The sequence below is a fragment of the Collinsella sp. SGI.095 genome, from assembly GCF_050314535.1.
GTDB lineage: Bacteria > Actinomycetota > Coriobacteriia > Coriobacteriales > Coriobacteriaceae > Collinsella.
On the sequence record NZ_JBNPNG010000018.1, the window covers coordinates 23,623 to 39,740 of the forward strand.

15 protein-coding genes and 1 other RNA gene are annotated in these 16,118 nt (G+C 60.9%); 7 read left to right on the forward strand and 9 right to left on the reverse strand.

The window, feature by feature from the left end:
- Positions 1 to 152: 152 nt before the first annotated feature.
- Together ACQRCA_RS07070 and ACQRCA_RS07075 are read left to right on the forward strand one after the other, a co-directional pair.
- Positions 153 to 1,574 (forward strand): chloride channel protein, encoded by a 1,422-nt coding sequence (locus ACQRCA_RS07070; RefSeq protein WP_427719681.1) that lies wholly within the window; start codon positions 153 to 155, stop codon positions 1,572 to 1,574.
- 87 nt (positions 1,575 to 1,661) lie between these two features.
- Positions 1,662 to 2,624 carry a diacylglycerol/lipid kinase family protein gene (locus ACQRCA_RS07075; protein WP_427719682.1) on the forward strand — a complete coding sequence of 321 codons (963 nt, stop codon included), beginning with the start codon at positions 1,662 to 1,664 and terminating at the stop codon, positions 2,622 to 2,624.
- 87 nt (positions 2,625 to 2,711) lie between these two features.
- On the opposite strand, the gene ACQRCA_RS07080 is transcribed toward ACQRCA_RS07075, so the two are convergent.
- From ACQRCA_RS07080 to ACQRCA_RS07095, 4 genes are all read right to left on the reverse strand, one after another.
- The gene (locus tag ACQRCA_RS07080) at positions 2,712 to 2,972 is read right to left on the reverse strand and encodes a peptide chain release factor family protein (RefSeq protein ID WP_427719683.1); all 261 of its coding nucleotides are present in this window, start codon (positions 2,970 to 2,972) and stop codon (positions 2,712 to 2,714) included.
- Positions 2,973 to 3,175: 203 nt separating this feature from the next.
- Positions 3,176 to 3,754 carry a xanthine phosphoribosyltransferase gene (locus tag ACQRCA_RS07085; protein WP_154515325.1) on the reverse strand — a complete coding sequence of 193 codons (579 nt, stop codon included), beginning with the start codon at positions 3,752 to 3,754 and terminating at the stop codon, positions 3,176 to 3,178.
- A gap of 58 nt (positions 3,755 to 3,812) precedes the next feature.
- Positions 3,813 to 4,100 carry a hypothetical protein gene (locus ACQRCA_RS07090; protein WP_427719684.1) on the reverse strand — a complete coding sequence of 96 codons (288 nt, stop codon included), beginning with the start codon at positions 4,098 to 4,100 and terminating at the stop codon, positions 3,813 to 3,815.
- Between the two features lie 141 nt (positions 4,101 to 4,241).
- Positions 4,242 to 5,525, reverse strand: a complete 1,284-nt coding sequence (locus ACQRCA_RS07095; protein WP_427719685.1) for an O-acetylhomoserine aminocarboxypropyltransferase/cysteine synthase family protein — start codon at positions 5,523 to 5,525, stop codon at positions 4,242 to 4,244.
- A gap of 158 nt (positions 5,526 to 5,683) precedes the next feature.
- Between ACQRCA_RS07095 and ACQRCA_RS07100 the strand changes: the two genes are divergently transcribed.
- Positions 5,684 to 6,202, forward strand: a complete 519-nt coding sequence (locus ACQRCA_RS07100) for a C-GCAxxG-C-C family protein (protein WP_427719686.1) — start codon at positions 5,684 to 5,686, stop codon at positions 6,200 to 6,202.
- 67 nt (positions 6,203 to 6,269) lie between these two features.
- On the opposite strand, the gene ACQRCA_RS07105 is transcribed toward ACQRCA_RS07100, so the two are convergent.
- The 3 genes from ACQRCA_RS07105 to rpsA all read right to left on the reverse strand — a co-directional run bounded on the left by ACQRCA_RS07105 (position 6,270) and on the right by rpsA (position 9,135).
- Positions 6,270 to 6,908 (reverse strand): YigZ family protein, encoded by a 639-nt coding sequence (locus ACQRCA_RS07105; RefSeq protein ID WP_195838524.1) that lies wholly within the window; start codon positions 6,906 to 6,908, stop codon positions 6,270 to 6,272.
- A 355-nt stretch (positions 6,909 to 7,263) separates the two neighbouring features.
- Positions 7,264 to 7,625, reverse strand: an RNA gene (gene rnpB, locus ACQRCA_RS07110) — RNase P RNA component class A.
- Between the two features lie 343 nt (positions 7,626 to 7,968).
- Positions 7,969 to 9,135: a 30S ribosomal protein S1 gene (gene rpsA / locus ACQRCA_RS07115; protein WP_154515317.1), complete on the reverse strand. Its 1,167-nt coding sequence runs from the start codon at positions 9,133 to 9,135 to the stop codon at positions 7,969 to 7,971.
- Between the two features lie 313 nt (positions 9,136 to 9,448).
- Here rpsA and ACQRCA_RS07120 point away from each other — a divergent pair, with 313 nt between their 5' ends.
- On the forward strand, positions 9,449 to 10,207 hold the full coding sequence (locus ACQRCA_RS07120) for an HAD family hydrolase (RefSeq protein ID WP_427719687.1): 759 nt from the start codon (positions 9,449 to 9,451) through the stop codon (positions 10,205 to 10,207).
- Positions 10,208 to 10,294: 87 nt separating this feature from the next.
- Here ACQRCA_RS07120 and ACQRCA_RS07125 read toward each other — a convergent pair whose 3' ends face one another.
- Positions 10,295 to 10,684, reverse strand: coding sequence for a hypothetical protein (locus ACQRCA_RS07125; protein ID WP_427719688.1), 390 nt, complete (start codon positions 10,682 to 10,684; stop codon positions 10,295 to 10,297).
- Positions 10,685 to 10,982: 298 nt separating this feature from the next.
- Here ACQRCA_RS07125 and trpS point away from each other — a divergent pair, with 298 nt between their 5' ends.
- The 3 genes from trpS to ACQRCA_RS07140 are packed head-to-tail and all read left to right on the forward strand — an operon-like array spanning position 10,983 to position 13,248.
- Positions 10,983 to 12,032 (forward strand): tryptophan--tRNA ligase, encoded by a 1,050-nt coding sequence (gene trpS, locus ACQRCA_RS07130; RefSeq protein ID WP_427719689.1) that lies wholly within the window; start codon positions 10,983 to 10,985, stop codon positions 12,030 to 12,032.
- Between the two features lies 1 nt (position 12,033).
- Positions 12,034 to 12,864 (forward strand): HAD-IIB family hydrolase, encoded by an 831-nt coding sequence (locus ACQRCA_RS07135; RefSeq protein ID WP_427719690.1) that lies wholly within the window; start codon positions 12,034 to 12,036, stop codon positions 12,862 to 12,864.
- A gap of 51 nt (positions 12,865 to 12,915) precedes the next feature.
- Positions 12,916 to 13,248 carry an MGMT family protein gene (locus tag ACQRCA_RS07140; RefSeq protein WP_427719691.1) on the forward strand — a complete coding sequence of 111 codons (333 nt, stop codon included), beginning with the start codon at positions 12,916 to 12,918 and terminating at the stop codon, positions 13,246 to 13,248.
- A gap of 1,407 nt (positions 13,249 to 14,655) precedes the next feature.
- Here ACQRCA_RS07140 and ACQRCA_RS07145 read toward each other — a convergent pair.
- Positions 14,656 to 15,906: an MFS transporter gene (locus tag ACQRCA_RS07145; RefSeq protein WP_427719692.1), complete on the reverse strand. Its 1,251-nt coding sequence runs from the start codon at positions 15,904 to 15,906 to the stop codon at positions 14,656 to 14,658.
- Positions 15,907 to 16,118: the final 212 nt, after the last annotated feature.

Below are 16,118 nucleotides of genomic sequence, written 5' to 3' on the forward strand. Positions count from 1 at the left end.
GTATAATCCCCTGCCGCACGACGGCGAAACGACCCACGTTCTCGAATACATCTGTCGGCCGCAAGCCGCGAAACAGGACCGAAACCAACCTGCCGGTTTGTCACGTTTGGCACGTTCTATAATGCTCGTGTTGCAACCTAAAAGAGGAACGTATGGCTTTTACCGACAAACCCGAAACCGCAAACGAGGCGCAGGATCATTCCCAGCCGCTCGACGATGGCGGCTTTTTCTCCCTGAACGACGTCATCATGGCAGGCAGGCAACAGCTCACCCGCTCCGAGCATCTCTTGGCTGCCGACACGCGCCGCAATGCCCACAACCTACTCGCGAGCGCTAAATTGCTCGTACTCGTCGTCATCGTCTCGCTCGCCATGGGCGTTGCCGCTTGGGCGTTTTTGGCCTCGTTGAATATCGCGACCGACTATCGCGAGCACCATACGTGGACCTACGCCATGCTTCCCGTTGTGGGCGTTGCCACCGCATGGGTGTACAAAAACCACGGTCTTGCCGCCAAACGCGGTAACAACCTGGTCATCGACTCCGCTCTGGGCACACGCCTCATCCATAAGCGCATGGCCGTCCTCACCTTCGTCTGCTCCACGCTCACGCACCTAACGGGCGGATCGGCCGGTCGCGAGGGGGCCGCGGTGCAGATTGGCGGCACCATCGCCAGCAACATCTCAAGCCTCGCCCACCTCAAAAAGCATGACCACCACGACCTCATGCTCGCCGGCATCTCGTCGGCCTTTGGCGCCGTATTCGGTTCGCCCCTTGCCGGAGCTTTCTTTGGCATGGAGATGTGCTTTATCGGCAAGATCGACTACACCGCAGGGATCTACTGCCTGGTCGCCTCGTTTACCGGCTACTTTACATCACTCGCCCTGGGTACCGAGTACGAAGCGAATGCCATCGCCAGCGTTCCCGCCATGACGCCCAAAACGGTCGTTATCGTTGTTATCAGCGCCATTATCTTCGGTCTGACGGCACGCCTCTTTGCCTGGTCGGTTCGAACCGTCAAGAGCCTGTACGGTCGCTTTATCACCAATTACCTCGTTCGCGCACTTATAGGCGCACTCGTGGTTTTGGCTGTCTATGCTCTCCTCGACGCCTGGGACTACGCCGGCCTTTCCACGTGGCTTTCGGGCGCCGGGTTTGCCGGCAACACCACCCTCGCCGACGCCGCCATCAAGCTCGTCGTAACGGCACTCACCCTGGGTGCCGGTTTCCAAGGCGGCGAGGTCACGCCCCTGTTTGGCATCGGTGCGGCACTCGGTGGCTGGATCGGTTGCCTTACCGGGCTCGACCCCAGTTTTCTGGCGGCTCTCGGCATGCTCGGCGTGTTCTGTGCCGGCCTTAACGTGCCCATCACCACCTGCATGATGGCCATCGACCTGTTCCACGGCACGGCCGCCGGGTTCTTTGTCATCGTGGCCTTTATCAGCTATCTCGCCGGCGGACACCGCGGCGTGTACCCTGCCCAGCGCATCATCTCACCCAAGCGCCGTTCGCTTATAGTGGACGAGGGCGGTACGGTAGCGGATGCTATCGAGCGCCACAACGACCTGATAGAGTAGACGTAAGTATTCGCCGTGCAGCCACAATCGGGGGGCAATTCGACCCGAGCGCGACCGCACCGTCACGCCATATGCCGGGAGTCGCCCATGCACGCAACTGATTTTGGTCGAACGCTCATCATCGCCAACCCAGCCGCCCAATCGGGTGCGGCGCGCGAAGTTGCCGAGCGCCTGCAACGCTTTTTGGACATGACTGCACGCGCATCCCAGTTTGACCTGGTATTGACCGAGCGTATGGGGCACGCCAAGGAGCTGGCCGCACAGGCTCAGGGCTATCGCACCGTTATCGCCCTTGGCGGCGACGGCGTGATCCACGAGGTCGTCAACGGGCTTATGGCACAAAAGGAGGACCCCCGCCCCGCTCTTGCCATCCTACCCGTGGGTTCCGGCAACGATTTTGCCCAAACGCTCGGTATAGAAGATTTCTCCGGCAAGGATTTTGGCGCGCTGCTCACCTGCGAGCTGCAGCGTCAGGACATCGGTCGCATTCGCTCATGGAACCCTGTAAGCGGTAGCGGCGAGGCTTCCGTTGAGTACTACGACCAGACGCTCTCCGTCGGTATTGACGCCGCCATCGGCCTGGGCACCACCGAGCTGCGCAAAAAGACGGGCCTCACCGGCGCTCCGCTCTACACCCTCTCGGGACTTGAACAGTTTGGCCTGCGCTATCGCAACTACCCCATGACAGTCAGCTTTGACGGCGCGCCCGCCGAGCGCGTGAGGGCGATCATCATGGCGATTCAGCTGGGCCCCACCTATGGCTCGGGCTATCGCATCTGTCCCGACGCCGACCCGTGCGACGGCATGCTCGACGTTTGCTACGCCTGCGGTCCCGTTCCGCGCGCGGTCGCGCTTCCCATGTTCCTTTCGGCCAAGGACGGCCACCATACCAAGTTGCCGCCGGTTTGCATGCGCCGCTGCCGCCATGTCGAGCTTACCTTTGAGGAGCCCGACTACCCCATCCAGGCCGACGGCGAACCTGTTATCGCCTCGCGCATCGAAGTCGACATCCTACCCGGCGCCCTCCAAGTCTGGCGTCCAACCCGCTAACCACCCCTAAGTTGCGGTGAAATAGGGACTGTTTATGCAGGTAAAGCCGCAAAACAGCCCCTATTTCACCGCAACTTATCGAGAAGATCACTCCTCCCCGCCCGGCTTGCGGCGGTTGGCCTTTTTAATGGCGTTGAAGTGCTTGTCATTAAGTCTGCGCTGGCGAGAGCGCTGAGGCACCTTGGTCTTTACGCGTCGACGCGGTGGACGCCCGCGACGCTCAAGCTCAGCGTGTAGCTTACGTAAACAGCAGCTACGATTTTGGAACTGGCTGCGACTCTCGCGCGCCGTCACGGTAATCCCCGTAGGGATATGTTTCATGCGCACCGCCGAGTCCGTCGTGTTCACGCCTTACCCGCCCGGACCCGTCGCGCGAAACACCTGCACCTCGCAATCGCGCGCCAGCTCCTCGACCGACATCTCGGCATAGCGCGCATACTCACGCCATCCCATCTTGTTCTCATCCATATCAACACCTCCCCTCATACAAAAAATGTGACAAAGGGACACCCCCTTTGTCACATCGCATACCAATCGCTTGTGTTGCGCGCTTAGGCGAAGGTGATCTCGCCGTTCTCACAGTCCATATCGGCGATACGGGCCAGGCTCTCAACACGGAAGCCGCGCTCGCGGAGCTTATCGCCACCGCCCTGGAAGCCCTTCTCCACCGCAATGCCAATGCCGGACACCTCGGCACCCGCAGCCTCGCAGATCTTGATAAGACCCTCGAGCGCGCATCCGTTGGCCAGGAAGTCGTCGATAATCAGGACCTTGTCGCCCTCGGACAGGAAGCGCTTGCCAACGATGACCGGGTACTCCCTCTGCTTGGTAAAGGAGTAGATGGTCGTGGCATACTGCTCGCCGTCGAGGTTGATGGACTGCGCCTTCTTGGCAAAGACCACCGGCACGCCGCCAAAATGCTGGGCTGCGATGCAGGCCATGCCAATGCCCGAAGCCTCGATCGTAAGGATCTTGTTAATCTCGACATCCTCGAACAGACGGGCCCACTCGGCGCCCATGTGGTCAAACAGCTCAACGTCGCACTGGTGGTTGAGGAAAGCATCAACCTTAAGGACATTACCGGCCTTTACGATGCCGTCATGGCGAATACGGTCCTCAAGCTCCTGCATGGCGCAACCCCTTCTCACGGCAACGATACCGCGCGATTAATAAACGTTGTTCGATAGTCTACCACGGACCGACCCCCGCCCGCCCCACAAGCCGCATCGCACCACAAAGCCGCATCGCCGCACAAGCCGCAAGCAGATACACCGAGCTTACCAGCTGAATGCGATCGAGGCCCACGCCCAGCTCCTTTTGCATCACGGGCAGCGCCACGGTCACGACGGTCGAATCCAGACACACCATAAACGTCATGATGAGCACCGTAAACAGAATCGCCCATTTGTTCTTGCCATGGGTGTCTCCCTCAAGAGCGATGTGTTCGCGGTGCAGTTGCTCTGCGGTTTTCTCCATATCCATCCTTTCGAGTGGCGCAACACAAAAACGGGGCCCCAATCGCCTGCAAACAGTCGCGATTGGGGCCCCGCCTAAGGTATCGGAGCTAAAGGTCGCCGAAGCTTTCTGCCGGCATCGGCGCCTTGCACGAACGCTAGCCTAGCACTGCTCGAGCGCCTGCTCAAGGTCGGCAATCAGATCGGCCGTATCCTCGAGGCCGCACGACAGGCGCACCATGTCGGCGGAGATACCACAGGCGATAAGCTCCTCATCGTTCATCTGGCGGTGCGTGGCGTTAGCGGGATGCAGGCAGCAAGTGCGGGCGTCGGCCACATGCGTGGCGATCTGAGCGAGCTTGAGGCTCTTCATAAAGGTCTCTGCCGCCGCGCGACCACCGTTAAAGCCAAAGCTCACAACGCCGCAGGTACCGTTGGGCATGTACTTTTGAGCCAGGTCATAGTACTTGTCGCCCTCCAGACCCGGATAGCTCACGAAGCGCACCTTGGGATGGCTCTGCAGGAACTTGGCAACAGCCAGGCCGTTCTCGCAATGACGCGGCATGCGCACATGCAGGCTCTCGAGCGAGCTGTTCAGGAAAAACGCCGCCTGCGGGTTCTGCATGGGGCCGAGGTCGCGCATGAGCTGAGCGGTTGCCTTGGTAATGAAGGCGCCCTCGCGACCGAACTTCTCGGCATAGGTCACGCCGTGGTAGCTCTCATCGGGCGTGGTGAGACCCGGGAACTTGTCCGCATGGGCCATCCAATCAAACTGGCCGTGGTCGACTATCACGCCGCCCAGGCAGGCCCCATGGCCATCCATGTACTTGGTGGTGGAGTGCGTAACGATATCGGCGCCCCACTCAAAGGGACGGCACATCACGGGCGTCGGGAAGGTGTTGTCGACCATCAGCGGCACGCCGTGGTCATGCGCGGCCTTGGCAAAGCGCTCAATATCGAGCACGGCAAGGGCGGGGTTGGCGATCGTCTCGCCAAAGACGAGCTTGGTATTGGGCTCAAAGGCTGCCTCGAGCTCCTCATCGGTGCAATCGGGGGCAACGAACGTGCAGGTAACGCCCATACGACCCATGGTATGGGCAAGCAGGTTGTAGGTACCGCCGTAGATGGCCGAGCTTGCGACCACATGATCGCCGGCGCCGGCCACGTTAAAGATCGCGAGGAAGTTCGCAGCCATGCCCGAGCTCGTGAGCATCGCAGCGGTGCCGCCCTCCATCTCGCAGATCTTGGCGGCAACCAGATCGCACGTAGGGTTCTGCAGACGGCTGTAGAAATAGCCAGACTCCTCCAGGTCAAACAGCTTGCCCATGTGCTCGGACGTGTCGTACTTCCACGTGGTGGACTGGTAGATGGGCACCTGGCGCGGCTCCGCATCTCCCGGGTGATAGCCGCCCTGAACACATGTCGTACCGATAGTCTGCTCGCTCATATCTAGCTCCCTTGCCTGGGTTACATTTTTATCCGGTTCACGATACCGCTACCCCGCACCCCTCTCAACCCATCCCCAAGGTAGGTTATGAGACAAATCAACCGGGGGCATTTATCGCAGATCTTGGCATTTATTCGATAGATAAAAATGAGGCATACATGAGGCTTTCGATGAACAAATGCATCGGCAAGGGTACCATAGGCGAGTACACCGTTACCGAGGAGACAACGATGAAGCAAATCGATACTGCCCAGCTCGACATCACCGCCTGTCAGGCTCAGGCTGCCGAATACCACGCCCGTGGCTTTAACTGCGCACAGGCCGTCGCCTGCACGCTCGCACCCTCCGTCGGGCTCGACCCCCAGACCGCCTTTATCCTCACCGAGGGCTTTGGCGCCGGCATGGGCGGCATGACCGAGACCTGCGGCGCTATCTCGGGCGCCGTGGCCATCATGGGCTTTGTAATGAGCGACGGCATGGATAACCCCAAGACCAAGGGCCAGACTTACAAGCTGTCGCGCGAAATCGCCAAGCGTTTTAAAACGAAAAACACGACGACCGTCTGCGGCACGCTCAAGGGCATCGGATCGGACAATGGTCCGCTCCGCAGCTGCCCCGGCTGCATCGACGACGCCATCGAGATCGCCTGCGATGTGCTAAAGCAGCTCGCCGAGTAAACGGCGGCAACAGAAAACGACGGCCGGCGTGCTTGGGATTCATCCAAAAGCACGCCGGCCGTCGCCGTTAGAACTCGGCAAATTTGGGAGCGCCGACCTCAATCTCCTCGCGCCCCGCCATAAGCTCGCGCATCTTAGCGCAAAACGGCTCCTGCTCCCCCGCCTTAAACACCAAATGAATCGTCACGGCATCCGCGTAATCGGTATCCGAAACCTTGGCACCCGAATCCTGCGCCAAACGAAGCACCTGCTCATACTGCGGATAGGCCACGTGCACATCAACAGGCACGACGCTCGTCATCTCAACGACCTGCCCTGCCTCCTGAGCAGCTGCCACCGCCGCCTGCGTCGCCGCGGTATAGGCGCGCACCAAGCCACCGGGCCCCAACAGCGTGCCGCCAAAATAGCGCGTCACCACGCAGCAAACATTTTTGAGCCCAGCGCCGCGCAACACCTCGAGCGTCGGCATGCCGCTCGTGCGGCTCGGCTCACCATCATCACTCTGACGCTCGCGTCCATCTACCAAAATCCACGCGGGAACATTGTGTCGAGCGTCGTAATGACGCTTACGAACCATCTCGATGAAGGCATTCGCCTCATCCTCGGATTCAATATGGACCAGCTGGGCAATAAACCGGCTCTTGCGATCCACAAACTCGCCAGAAGCCTCAATATTCGATCGCAGGGTAAAATAGCTGTCCAACAAAGCCCCTCAACAAAACTAAGCGCGGCAACAAACAGCCTCAATAATACGGCAAAGACAGCACCGTTGTCCTCGCCAACAAGAGCGAAAACACCAATGATGCCGTCACCAACAGCGAGAACCCGCCAGCGCGAGCAAGGTGCCTTGAAAGACGAGATTGCAACAGAAATGAGGCTGCCGATGACCAGGCAAAAACAGCGAGATGCCAAGAACGGAACCGCCGATGATTCCGTCAACGAAAGCGAGAACCCGTCAGCGCGAGCAAGGTGCCTTGAAAGACGAGGGCATTGACCTTATGGTCATGCCCGAAGGCTTGAAAGGCAGATTGTCGCGCTGACGGGTTCGCAGCGTCAACAAAGTGCCGAGTGGGCCTATAAGCCGGGTTCTGTCGTGAACGGTCATTTATCTTGTCTGCACGTTACCGTGCAGCTCCACGCACGCTACCCGAACGCGGACCGGGCCGGCCCATAGCGTTCCTATTCGCGCTTGCTCCGGATGGGGCTTGCCAAGCCGCCGTGTTGCCACGACGCTGGTGGTCTCTTACACCACCGTTTCAGCTTTTCCCTTTACGCCTTGCGGCGCAGGTGGGAGTCTTCTTTTCTGCGGCGCTTTCCGTCGGATCACTCCGCCCGGCCGTTAGCCGGCATCCCGCCCTCTGGAGCCCGGACTTTCCTCACGCGTGCCGCAAGCAGCACATCGCGCGACCGTCTGGCCCACTCAGCAGTGCAAGAGTGTAACACACCGTTGCCGCAGGCAAAGGCACAACACAAGCGTTCGACACGATATACCAAGAACCATGCCATGCAGTACAATAGGGTTGTCGATGGGCAACGTCGCCAGTCGAGACGCGACCGCGCTCCGCACCCCTCCGTCTACTCGGTGCGTTCCCGCCTCCTCCCCGAGGCGGGATGTCGGCATTTTCATGCACCGACAACCCAATAGCCCCCGTGAACAGCCCGGACAGCGTTGCGCACGAGTAGCATTGCGCACCTCACCGGCAAACGCAAAAAGGGACCCGTCCATTGCGGACGGATCCCTTAAAGCAAGTGATCGTCAAACCGATTTACTCGGCGTCGGTCTCCTCGTCCTTCTTCTCGGAAGGCAGCGGGGTAACCTCGATCTCGACGCCCAGAGTCTCAGCAGCGGACTTCATAGACAGGGAGATACGACGACGGTCGAGGTCGATCTCCATGACCTTGACCTGAACCTTGTCGCCCACGTGGGTGACCTGAGAAGGCTGGTCGACGTGCTTGTTGGCCATCTCGGAGATGTGCACCAGGCCCTCGATGCCCTCGCCCAGATCGACGAAAGCGCCAAACGGGACAAGCTTGGTCACAGTGCCCTCGACGATAGCGCCGACGGGGTACTTCTTGACCAGTGCGCGCCACGGATCCTCGGTGGTCTGCTTGAGACCCAGGGAGATGCGCTCGCGGTTGAGATCGACGTCGAGAACCTCGACCTCGACCTCCTGGCCGACCTTGACAACCTCGGAAGGATGGTTGACGTGGTTCCAGGAGAGCTCGGAGATGTGGATGAGACCGTCGATACCGCCGAGGTCGACGAAGGCGCCGAAGTCGACGATGGAGGAAACGGTGCCCTGGAGACGCATGCCAGACTTGAGCTTGGACAGGATCTCGGAACGCTCGGCCTTACGGGACTCCTCAAGCACGACGCGACGGGAGAGAACGACGTTGTTGCGGTTGCGGTCCATCTCGATGACGCGGGCCTCGATGCGGGTGCCCATGTAGGAGGTGAGGTCCTTGACGCGACGGAGGTCGACGAGGGAAGCGGGCAGGAAGCCACGCAGGCCGATGTCGAGGATCAGGCCGCCCTTGACAACCTCGATAACCTCGCCCTCGACGTTCTCGCCGGAGTTGAACTTCTCCTCGATGCGGTTCCAAGCACGCTCGTACTCGGCACGCTTCTTGGAAAGGACCAGACGACCGTCCTTGTCCTCCTTCTGGAGAACCAGGGCCTCGATGGAATCACCGAGTGCAACGATGTCTGCAGGGTTAGCGTCCTTGCGGATGGACAGCTCGCGGACCGGGATAACGCCCTCGGACTTGAATCCGATGTCAACGAGCACCTCGTCATGCTCGATCTTAACGACAGTACCGTTAACGAGATCGCCCTCATCAAAGTCGGTAATCGTACCGTCAATGAGGTTGTTCATCTCCTCCTCGTTGACATCGTCAAGAGAGAAAATGGACGAGTTCTGAATCTCACTCAAAGGTGGACCCCTTTCGAACTACGGGGCCCCGATTGCTAGGACCTACAGAAGGGTGCGACAAGCACACAACGTTTAGGAACACTCGGGAGCCGACAGATACTAATGTGACGCTTATGCAATCACGTTCGTATAGGTTACGTGGAAATCACTTCGATTTCAAGCGTGAACTGCGATTTTTTACTCGTATGGAGACTTTTTCGCAATCTTGTGAACGACCGTCTCCATAAGATGACGATAAGCAGTTGAGTATACGGCTTTGGGGTAAAGTATCCGGAGCCAACGTTCTAAACAATTTTTCGAGAAAGGTGCCCGCGTGCTCAAAGCAGTCGTTTTCGATATGGACGAGACGCTTCTCAGCATCAATCTCAACGCGTTTATCCTTCGCTATTTTAAGGATGTCTCGTCAATGCTCGCGGATATCGGACGATGCAGCCGCGGTGGCACGATGGCACGCCTCGGCACCATCCTGGTCGACCTCAACGCCAATCGCCGAAGCGGCACGGACAATCGCACCAATCTTGAGTTTTACCGCACCGAGGTCGAGCGCAGGTGCGGCATCTGCCTCTCGGACCCACTCATCTATGAGGCTTTTACCTACTATGAACGCGAAGTTCTCCCGTACAAGAATGACGATGCCATCAATGCCCACGCCATGCCGGGTGCACACGCCGCACTCCAGGCTGTACGGGACGCAGGACTGCGCTGCGCACTCTTTACCAACCCCAGCTTTCCCCAGGGGGCCATCGAATGCCGCATGGGTTGGGGTGACCTGGCCGACGCCCCTTTTGAGCTCGTGACGCACATGGGAAACGCCACCCGTTGCAAGCCCGATGCCACCTATTACCTGGAGCAGCTGCAGGCCATGGGGCTCGAACCGCACGAGGTCCTTATGGTGGGCAACGACCCCAAGCGCGACTTCCCCAGCCCCGCCTGCGGTATTCAAACTGCCTATGTTGGCCAGGGAAAACCCAGTCGAGCCACCTGGCGCGGAACCATGGAAGACTTCGCCCGCGACTTTAACGCCGTAATCGATGCCTTCTACGAGCACCAAGTAGCCAACGAACTAAGCTAGTCCCCAAATCAGGAATGGGGCGCACATTTGCCCCACGCTTCGTTACGTGGGCAACGGCTTGAGGGCAAGATGCGATGCCCCAGTGTCCTAGGCCGTGATCATTTTGACGCGTTCGCCGATTTTGGCGTCGCGCTTGTCGGAAATAACAGTAAAGCCCTCCAGGTCGCACACCTTTACATTTGAAAACACGTGGAACTTGGAGCTATCGGCGAGTACGTAACTCGCTTGGGAATTCTGCATCACGATACGTTTTTTGATAGCCTCTGGATAACCTGGCGTCATGATGCTGCGGTCCTCGTCCACCGCGTTGACACCTATAAACGCCCGGTCAAAGTACAGCTCGCGCAGCGCGCTCTCAACCATAGGACCGGTGAGCGAGCAGGTAACGGGGTTGAAGTCGCCGCCAATTACCACCACCTTCGCAGCAAGCTCGCCCGTAAACCGACATGCATAGCCGTTGGTGGTGTAGATAGTCACCGGCTTGTCGACGAGCAGGCTCAGGAGCGCCGTCGCGGTGTTACCGGAGTCGACAGCGAGATGAGACCGTCACGCCCGAAGACTCCGCTTTCGCCGCCGAGGAACGCGCGGCGCACGTGGCCCATGAGGAGCGGCTCGAGCATATCGAGGGGCTCCTTCCCAAGAAGGGAAACGACCCTGCGGGACGACACGGCGAAAACCATCGTTGATTCCGGCAAGAGACGCCGTTTCTCTGGTACCTTCATCTTCAACCCAGACCGACAATGCCGGCCAGGCACTTAACCCAAAAGGAGACAGCATGCCCAACGAGCTCAGCTATGAGGTCAGCCTCGAGCGCAGCAACCAGATCCGCGCCGACCTGCCGCAGCACCCCGAGAAGTACACCATGCTCACCGGCGACCGCCCCACCGGCCGTCTGCACCTGGGCCACTACTTCGGCACGCTCAAGAGCCGTGTCGAGCTGCAGAACATGGGCGTGCACACCAACGTGCTCATCGCCGACTACCAGGTCATCACCGACCGCGACAGCACCGATAACATCCAGGACAACGTCTACAACATGGTCATCGACTACCTGGCCTGCGGCCTGGACCCCGACAAGACGATGATCTACACGCACTCCGCCGTGCCCGCGGCAAACCAGCTTATGCTGCCGTTCTTGTCGCTCGTCTCCGAGGCCCTGCTGCAGCGCAACCCCACCGTCAAGGCCGAGATGGAGGCCAGCGGCCATGAGCTCACCGGCCTTTTGCTCACCTACCCCGTGCACCAGGCGTGCGACATCCTGTTCTGCAAGGGCAACGTGGTGCCGGTCGGGCGCGACCAGCTGCCGCACATCGAGCTCACCCGCACCATCGCACGCAAGTTCAACAACCGCTACGGCAAGGTGTTCCCCGAGGTCGACGCGCTGCTGTCCGATACGCCGCTGCTGCCCGGCCTTGACGGGCGCAAGATGAGCAAGTCCTACGGCAACGCCATCAACATCTCCATGACCGCCGAGGAGACGGCCAAGCGCATCAAGAAGAGCCAGACCGACGGCGAGCGCATGATCACGTTCGACCCCGAAGCCCGTCCCGGTGTGTCCGGCCTGCTCTCCACCGCCGCCATCTGCACCGGCCGCTCCGAGGTCGAGATCGCCGAGGAGATCGGCATGGGCGGCGCAGGCGCGCTCAAGAAGTACGTCACCGAGAGCGTGAACGAGCACTTCGCCCCCATCCGCGCGCGCCGCGAGGAGCTCGTGCAGGATATGGACTACGTCAAGGACGTCCTGCACGAGGGCAACCGCCGCGCTAACGAGGTCGCCGAGGCCACGCTCGCCGAGGTGCGCGAGGCCATGGGCATGGTGTACTAGCATGTACCGCCTTGTTGCAAGCGATATGGACGAGACCTTTCTCGACTCCAATCACGCCATCCCCGAGGCGAACATCCGCGCGCTCAAGCGCATGAAGGAGCTGGGGGTTCTGTTCGTCCCCTCAAGCGGGCGCTGGTACTCGTCCATCATGCACAATTTCGCGGCCGTCGATGCGTCGCTGCTCGAAGGCGGATACGTTCTGTCGTACAACGGCGGGTTTATCAACCGCGTGGGCGACCCCTGCCCGCTCACCACCTGCGGACTCTCGCGCGACTGTGCCGAGCAGCTCTATCAAAAGGGCCTTGAGCTGGGGCTTAGCATGCACATCAACGTCGCCGACGGACACGTCTTCGTGCCCGATGCGGACGACGACGAGCGTGCGTACCTCACCTCGATCAGCGGCGTGACGCATATCTCGAGCGCAGACCACCCCGACCTGTCCTTCCTGGATGGGCGCGACATCGTGAAGATCCTGTTTGTGAACAGGAACTTTGACGCGCTGCAGAAGCTCGGGGGCGATCTTGAGCCCCTGGCGCAGCGCCTTGGCGTCGAGATCACGTTCTCCTCGAAGCGCTACCTCGAGTTCATGCCCGCAGGCGTGAACAAGGGAGTCGGCCTGATGCGCCTGGCCGAGATGCTCGGTATCCCCATGAGCGAGGTCATCGCGGTGGGTGACTCCGCCAACGACCTCTCCATGATCCAGGCCGCCGGACTCGGCGTGGGCGTGGCGAACGTCACCGACGACGTGCGCCCCCACTGCGACGGCGCGCTCGAGACCACGGGCATGGACGGCGCGTTTGAGGAGCTTGTCGAGAGGTATTTGGAGGCGTAGCGCGTCCGCTGCTCGCGGGCGCGCCGATACCCGCGCACTGAAAGGTTTGTGATGGCTGATAGCAACCGCGAGGGCTTCTTCGGGAGCGTCTACGAGATGGTCGCACAGGTTCCCGCGGGCATGGTCGCCACCTACGGGCAGATCGCCAAGCTCGTCGGCGAGCCCAGGCGAGCCCGTTACGTGGGATATGCCCTGCACGTCAACCCTCAACCGGGCGTCATCCCCTGCCATCGCATCGTGTTTGCCGACGGCCGCCTCGCGGAGGGGTTCGCCTTCGGTGGGCCCGAGGCGCAGCGCACACTGCTCGAGGACGAAGGCGTTGCCTTCCTCGCCAACGGACATGTCGACCTGCAGGCCTCTCGCTGGCCAGCGGGCCTGGTATGACAAGGGGCGCCGACAGCGCCCCTTCCCGTTTTGGATCCTTGGCAGGCAACCCAATCAAACGGTCGCCTCGAGTGCGTCCCCCGCGCGGTCGAGTGTGCTTCTGACCTTGGCACCCTGTTTGAACCACGTGCGCAGGTCCTCGAGCGTGCTGCCCGCTTGCATACACCTTGATTTTGCGACCACCCCTCGTGGTCACCGTGCAGCGGTCGCCGCTCTCGCTGTTCTCGTGCGCCGTGATCTTCTTGAGGTAATCGCGGCGAAACGCCACGACGCGGGCGTTGCTGATCTCGATGAACCAATCGTCATCGACAAGCGAAGTACCCGTGGCACCTCGGCTTGCCATCTCCTCGGAGAAGGAGAAACCGAGCGCGCGCTCCTGCCTGCCGATCTCGAGGATGCCGCGGGCCGGCATGCCGAGCATGAGCAGGGGCAGGAACCCCCCTATGAACAGGAACAGGAACGGGATGAGCACGAGCAGGCGCGCACCCTCGTCGGTGAAGACCGCCATGAAGGCGAGGACGAGCGAGAAGACGAGGGCCATGCCGTTGAAAACAATCGTCAACGGCTTGATGGCAGACCAACACAGGCCCGCCTTGGTCATGGGACCGTCGACGGCGTCCGAGACTTCGATGCCCTCTTCCTCCAGACGGGCGAGGAGGTTGAGCGAGCACACCCCCTCGAGGCTTATCGAGCAGAACTTCCGGTCGCCCTCGAACAGGTCGATCCTCATCATCTGCGCGTGAAGCGTTGCACGGGTGATGTTGCCAAACGTCGTCTCCTTGCGGATGCCGAAGGCGTTACGCGAGAGAATGCGCCCACCGTCCACGTCGATACGCGGGATGCTCAGCAAGGCCCAGATAGCCATACCCGCGAGCGCCATGGCATGACCGAACCACACAAGTTCGTGGTCCCACTCGCCCAGCGAGACGCCCTGCCAGACGTAGACACCCAGCATGAGCAGTTCGAACGCGACGGCGCAGCAGGCGATGATCGTGCGGATGGCTGCGGGCATGCGCACCGTGAAGCAATCGAGGCTGTCCGTTGCCTCGCTGCGCTCGCTCGCGCCGCGGCGGGCGACCCATGCAGTGAGCGGGCCGACGATGAACACGGTCATACCGACGCGCAGAATGGATTCGAGCAGATTACTCATAGGGGCCACCGCCTCGAGCTCTGGAGATTAACTGCAGGAAACGCTGCCAGAACGATGGGATGCGCACAACGTAAGGAGCCGCGTATCGGCAAGCGGCGGCATCGCAATCGCCCGGCGAACAGATGATGATCGGCGCCGGGCCAGACGAATTAAACAAAAGGGTGGTCGACGGCGCCCTCGCAGGCGCACCGTCGACCACCCTTCACGTCGCAGCGACCCTACGAGCCGTCCGAAACGAAACGCACTCCGCCAGAGCGCTACCCAATCTTGCGGATGCTCGGGATCGCCCAGGTGATGCCTGCTAGGATCACCATTGCAGCACCGATGAGCACGAAGCACGCGCTTACGCCGATGGCGTCCGCGAACAAGGTCGATGCGACGAGCCCCACGGGCATAGCCCAGCTGCAGACCGCTCCGTACAGACCGAAGACGCGGCCCATGCACTCGGGATCGACGCGCTCCTGCATGAGCGCCATCTGCGGCGCGCTGTACAGCGGACTCGAGACCCCCATCGCGAACGTAAGCCCCAGAAACACAACGAGCGCGGAAGGGGGCACGAGGCCGCCCGCGAGCGCGGCGGCTCCGATGAGGCCGATGGCCAGCGTGCACGAAAGAGCGCGGTTCTTAAGGCCACCCGTCGCCCCGATCCAGCCGCTCGCCGCGATCATGCCGACCGAGAACGCGATCTCCGCGATAGCCGACTGCGTAGTGGTGCCCCCAAAATGGTCGAACACCATGAGCGGGAACAGCGCGGATATGGGCGAGAACAGGACCGAGAAGGCGAAGCCGATCCAGAGCATGGCGAACAGACCGTGATGGCGTTTGAGCTCGCGGTACCCGTTGGCCGTCTCCAATAGGAAGGCCCGCACCGCGCGGTGCGACGCCTCGGCGTTCTCCTCGGGCGTATGGCGCTCGGGCGCCGGCGTCTTGATGCCGGAGGTCGCCACCGCGATGCTCGCGAGCACCGCCCCGGCGACATCGAGCGCGATCATGAAAGTCAGACCAAACGCCGGGTAGACCGCCGCGGCGATGGCGTTGCCGATGATATAGCTACCCGACTGCATGAACTGCAGCATGCCCGCCAGCTTGCCGAGCACCTCGGGCGGGGCGATGAGCGGTGTGAGCGCGTTGAAGGCGGGCGTATGGAGCGTGCTGCCCAGCGCACGGACGAACAGCACCGCCGCCACAACGGCGACAGAAAGGTCGCCCCGAAGCGAGCCGAAGACAAGCGTGAGGCTCACGGCCGCGATGAAGAGATCGGCGCCGATCATGAGACGCTTGATGGACGTGCGGTCCACGATGGTGCCCGCGAAGGCGCCGAGGAGCGCCATGGGCAAGAAGGCCGCCAGGCTCACGAACGACAGGGCGCTCGCGGAGCCGGTGGTGAGGGTGACGTGCCAGATGAGACCCATCTGCAGAATGGAGCTCGTGAGCACGGAGAAGAACTCGCCGATCCAGACGATGGCGAGCGAGCGCTTCCAAGAAGCGCAGGGGTTCGGTTGTGTCATGGAATAATCCTTTGATGCGATCGGTGGTATGCAGCGAAGTACCGGTCGCTCACGCGACCGTGGCTAGAGCCAAATCCTCATGGAAGCAAGCATGGTGCATCTCCCCTTTCCAAATCTAGAGGTAAACCTTCAGCCGCGAGTGGAGCTATTATAGGGACTTGCGAGCCAAGATGCAACAGGAAGACCTCTACGGAGCGTAGATGCCGGGCGCC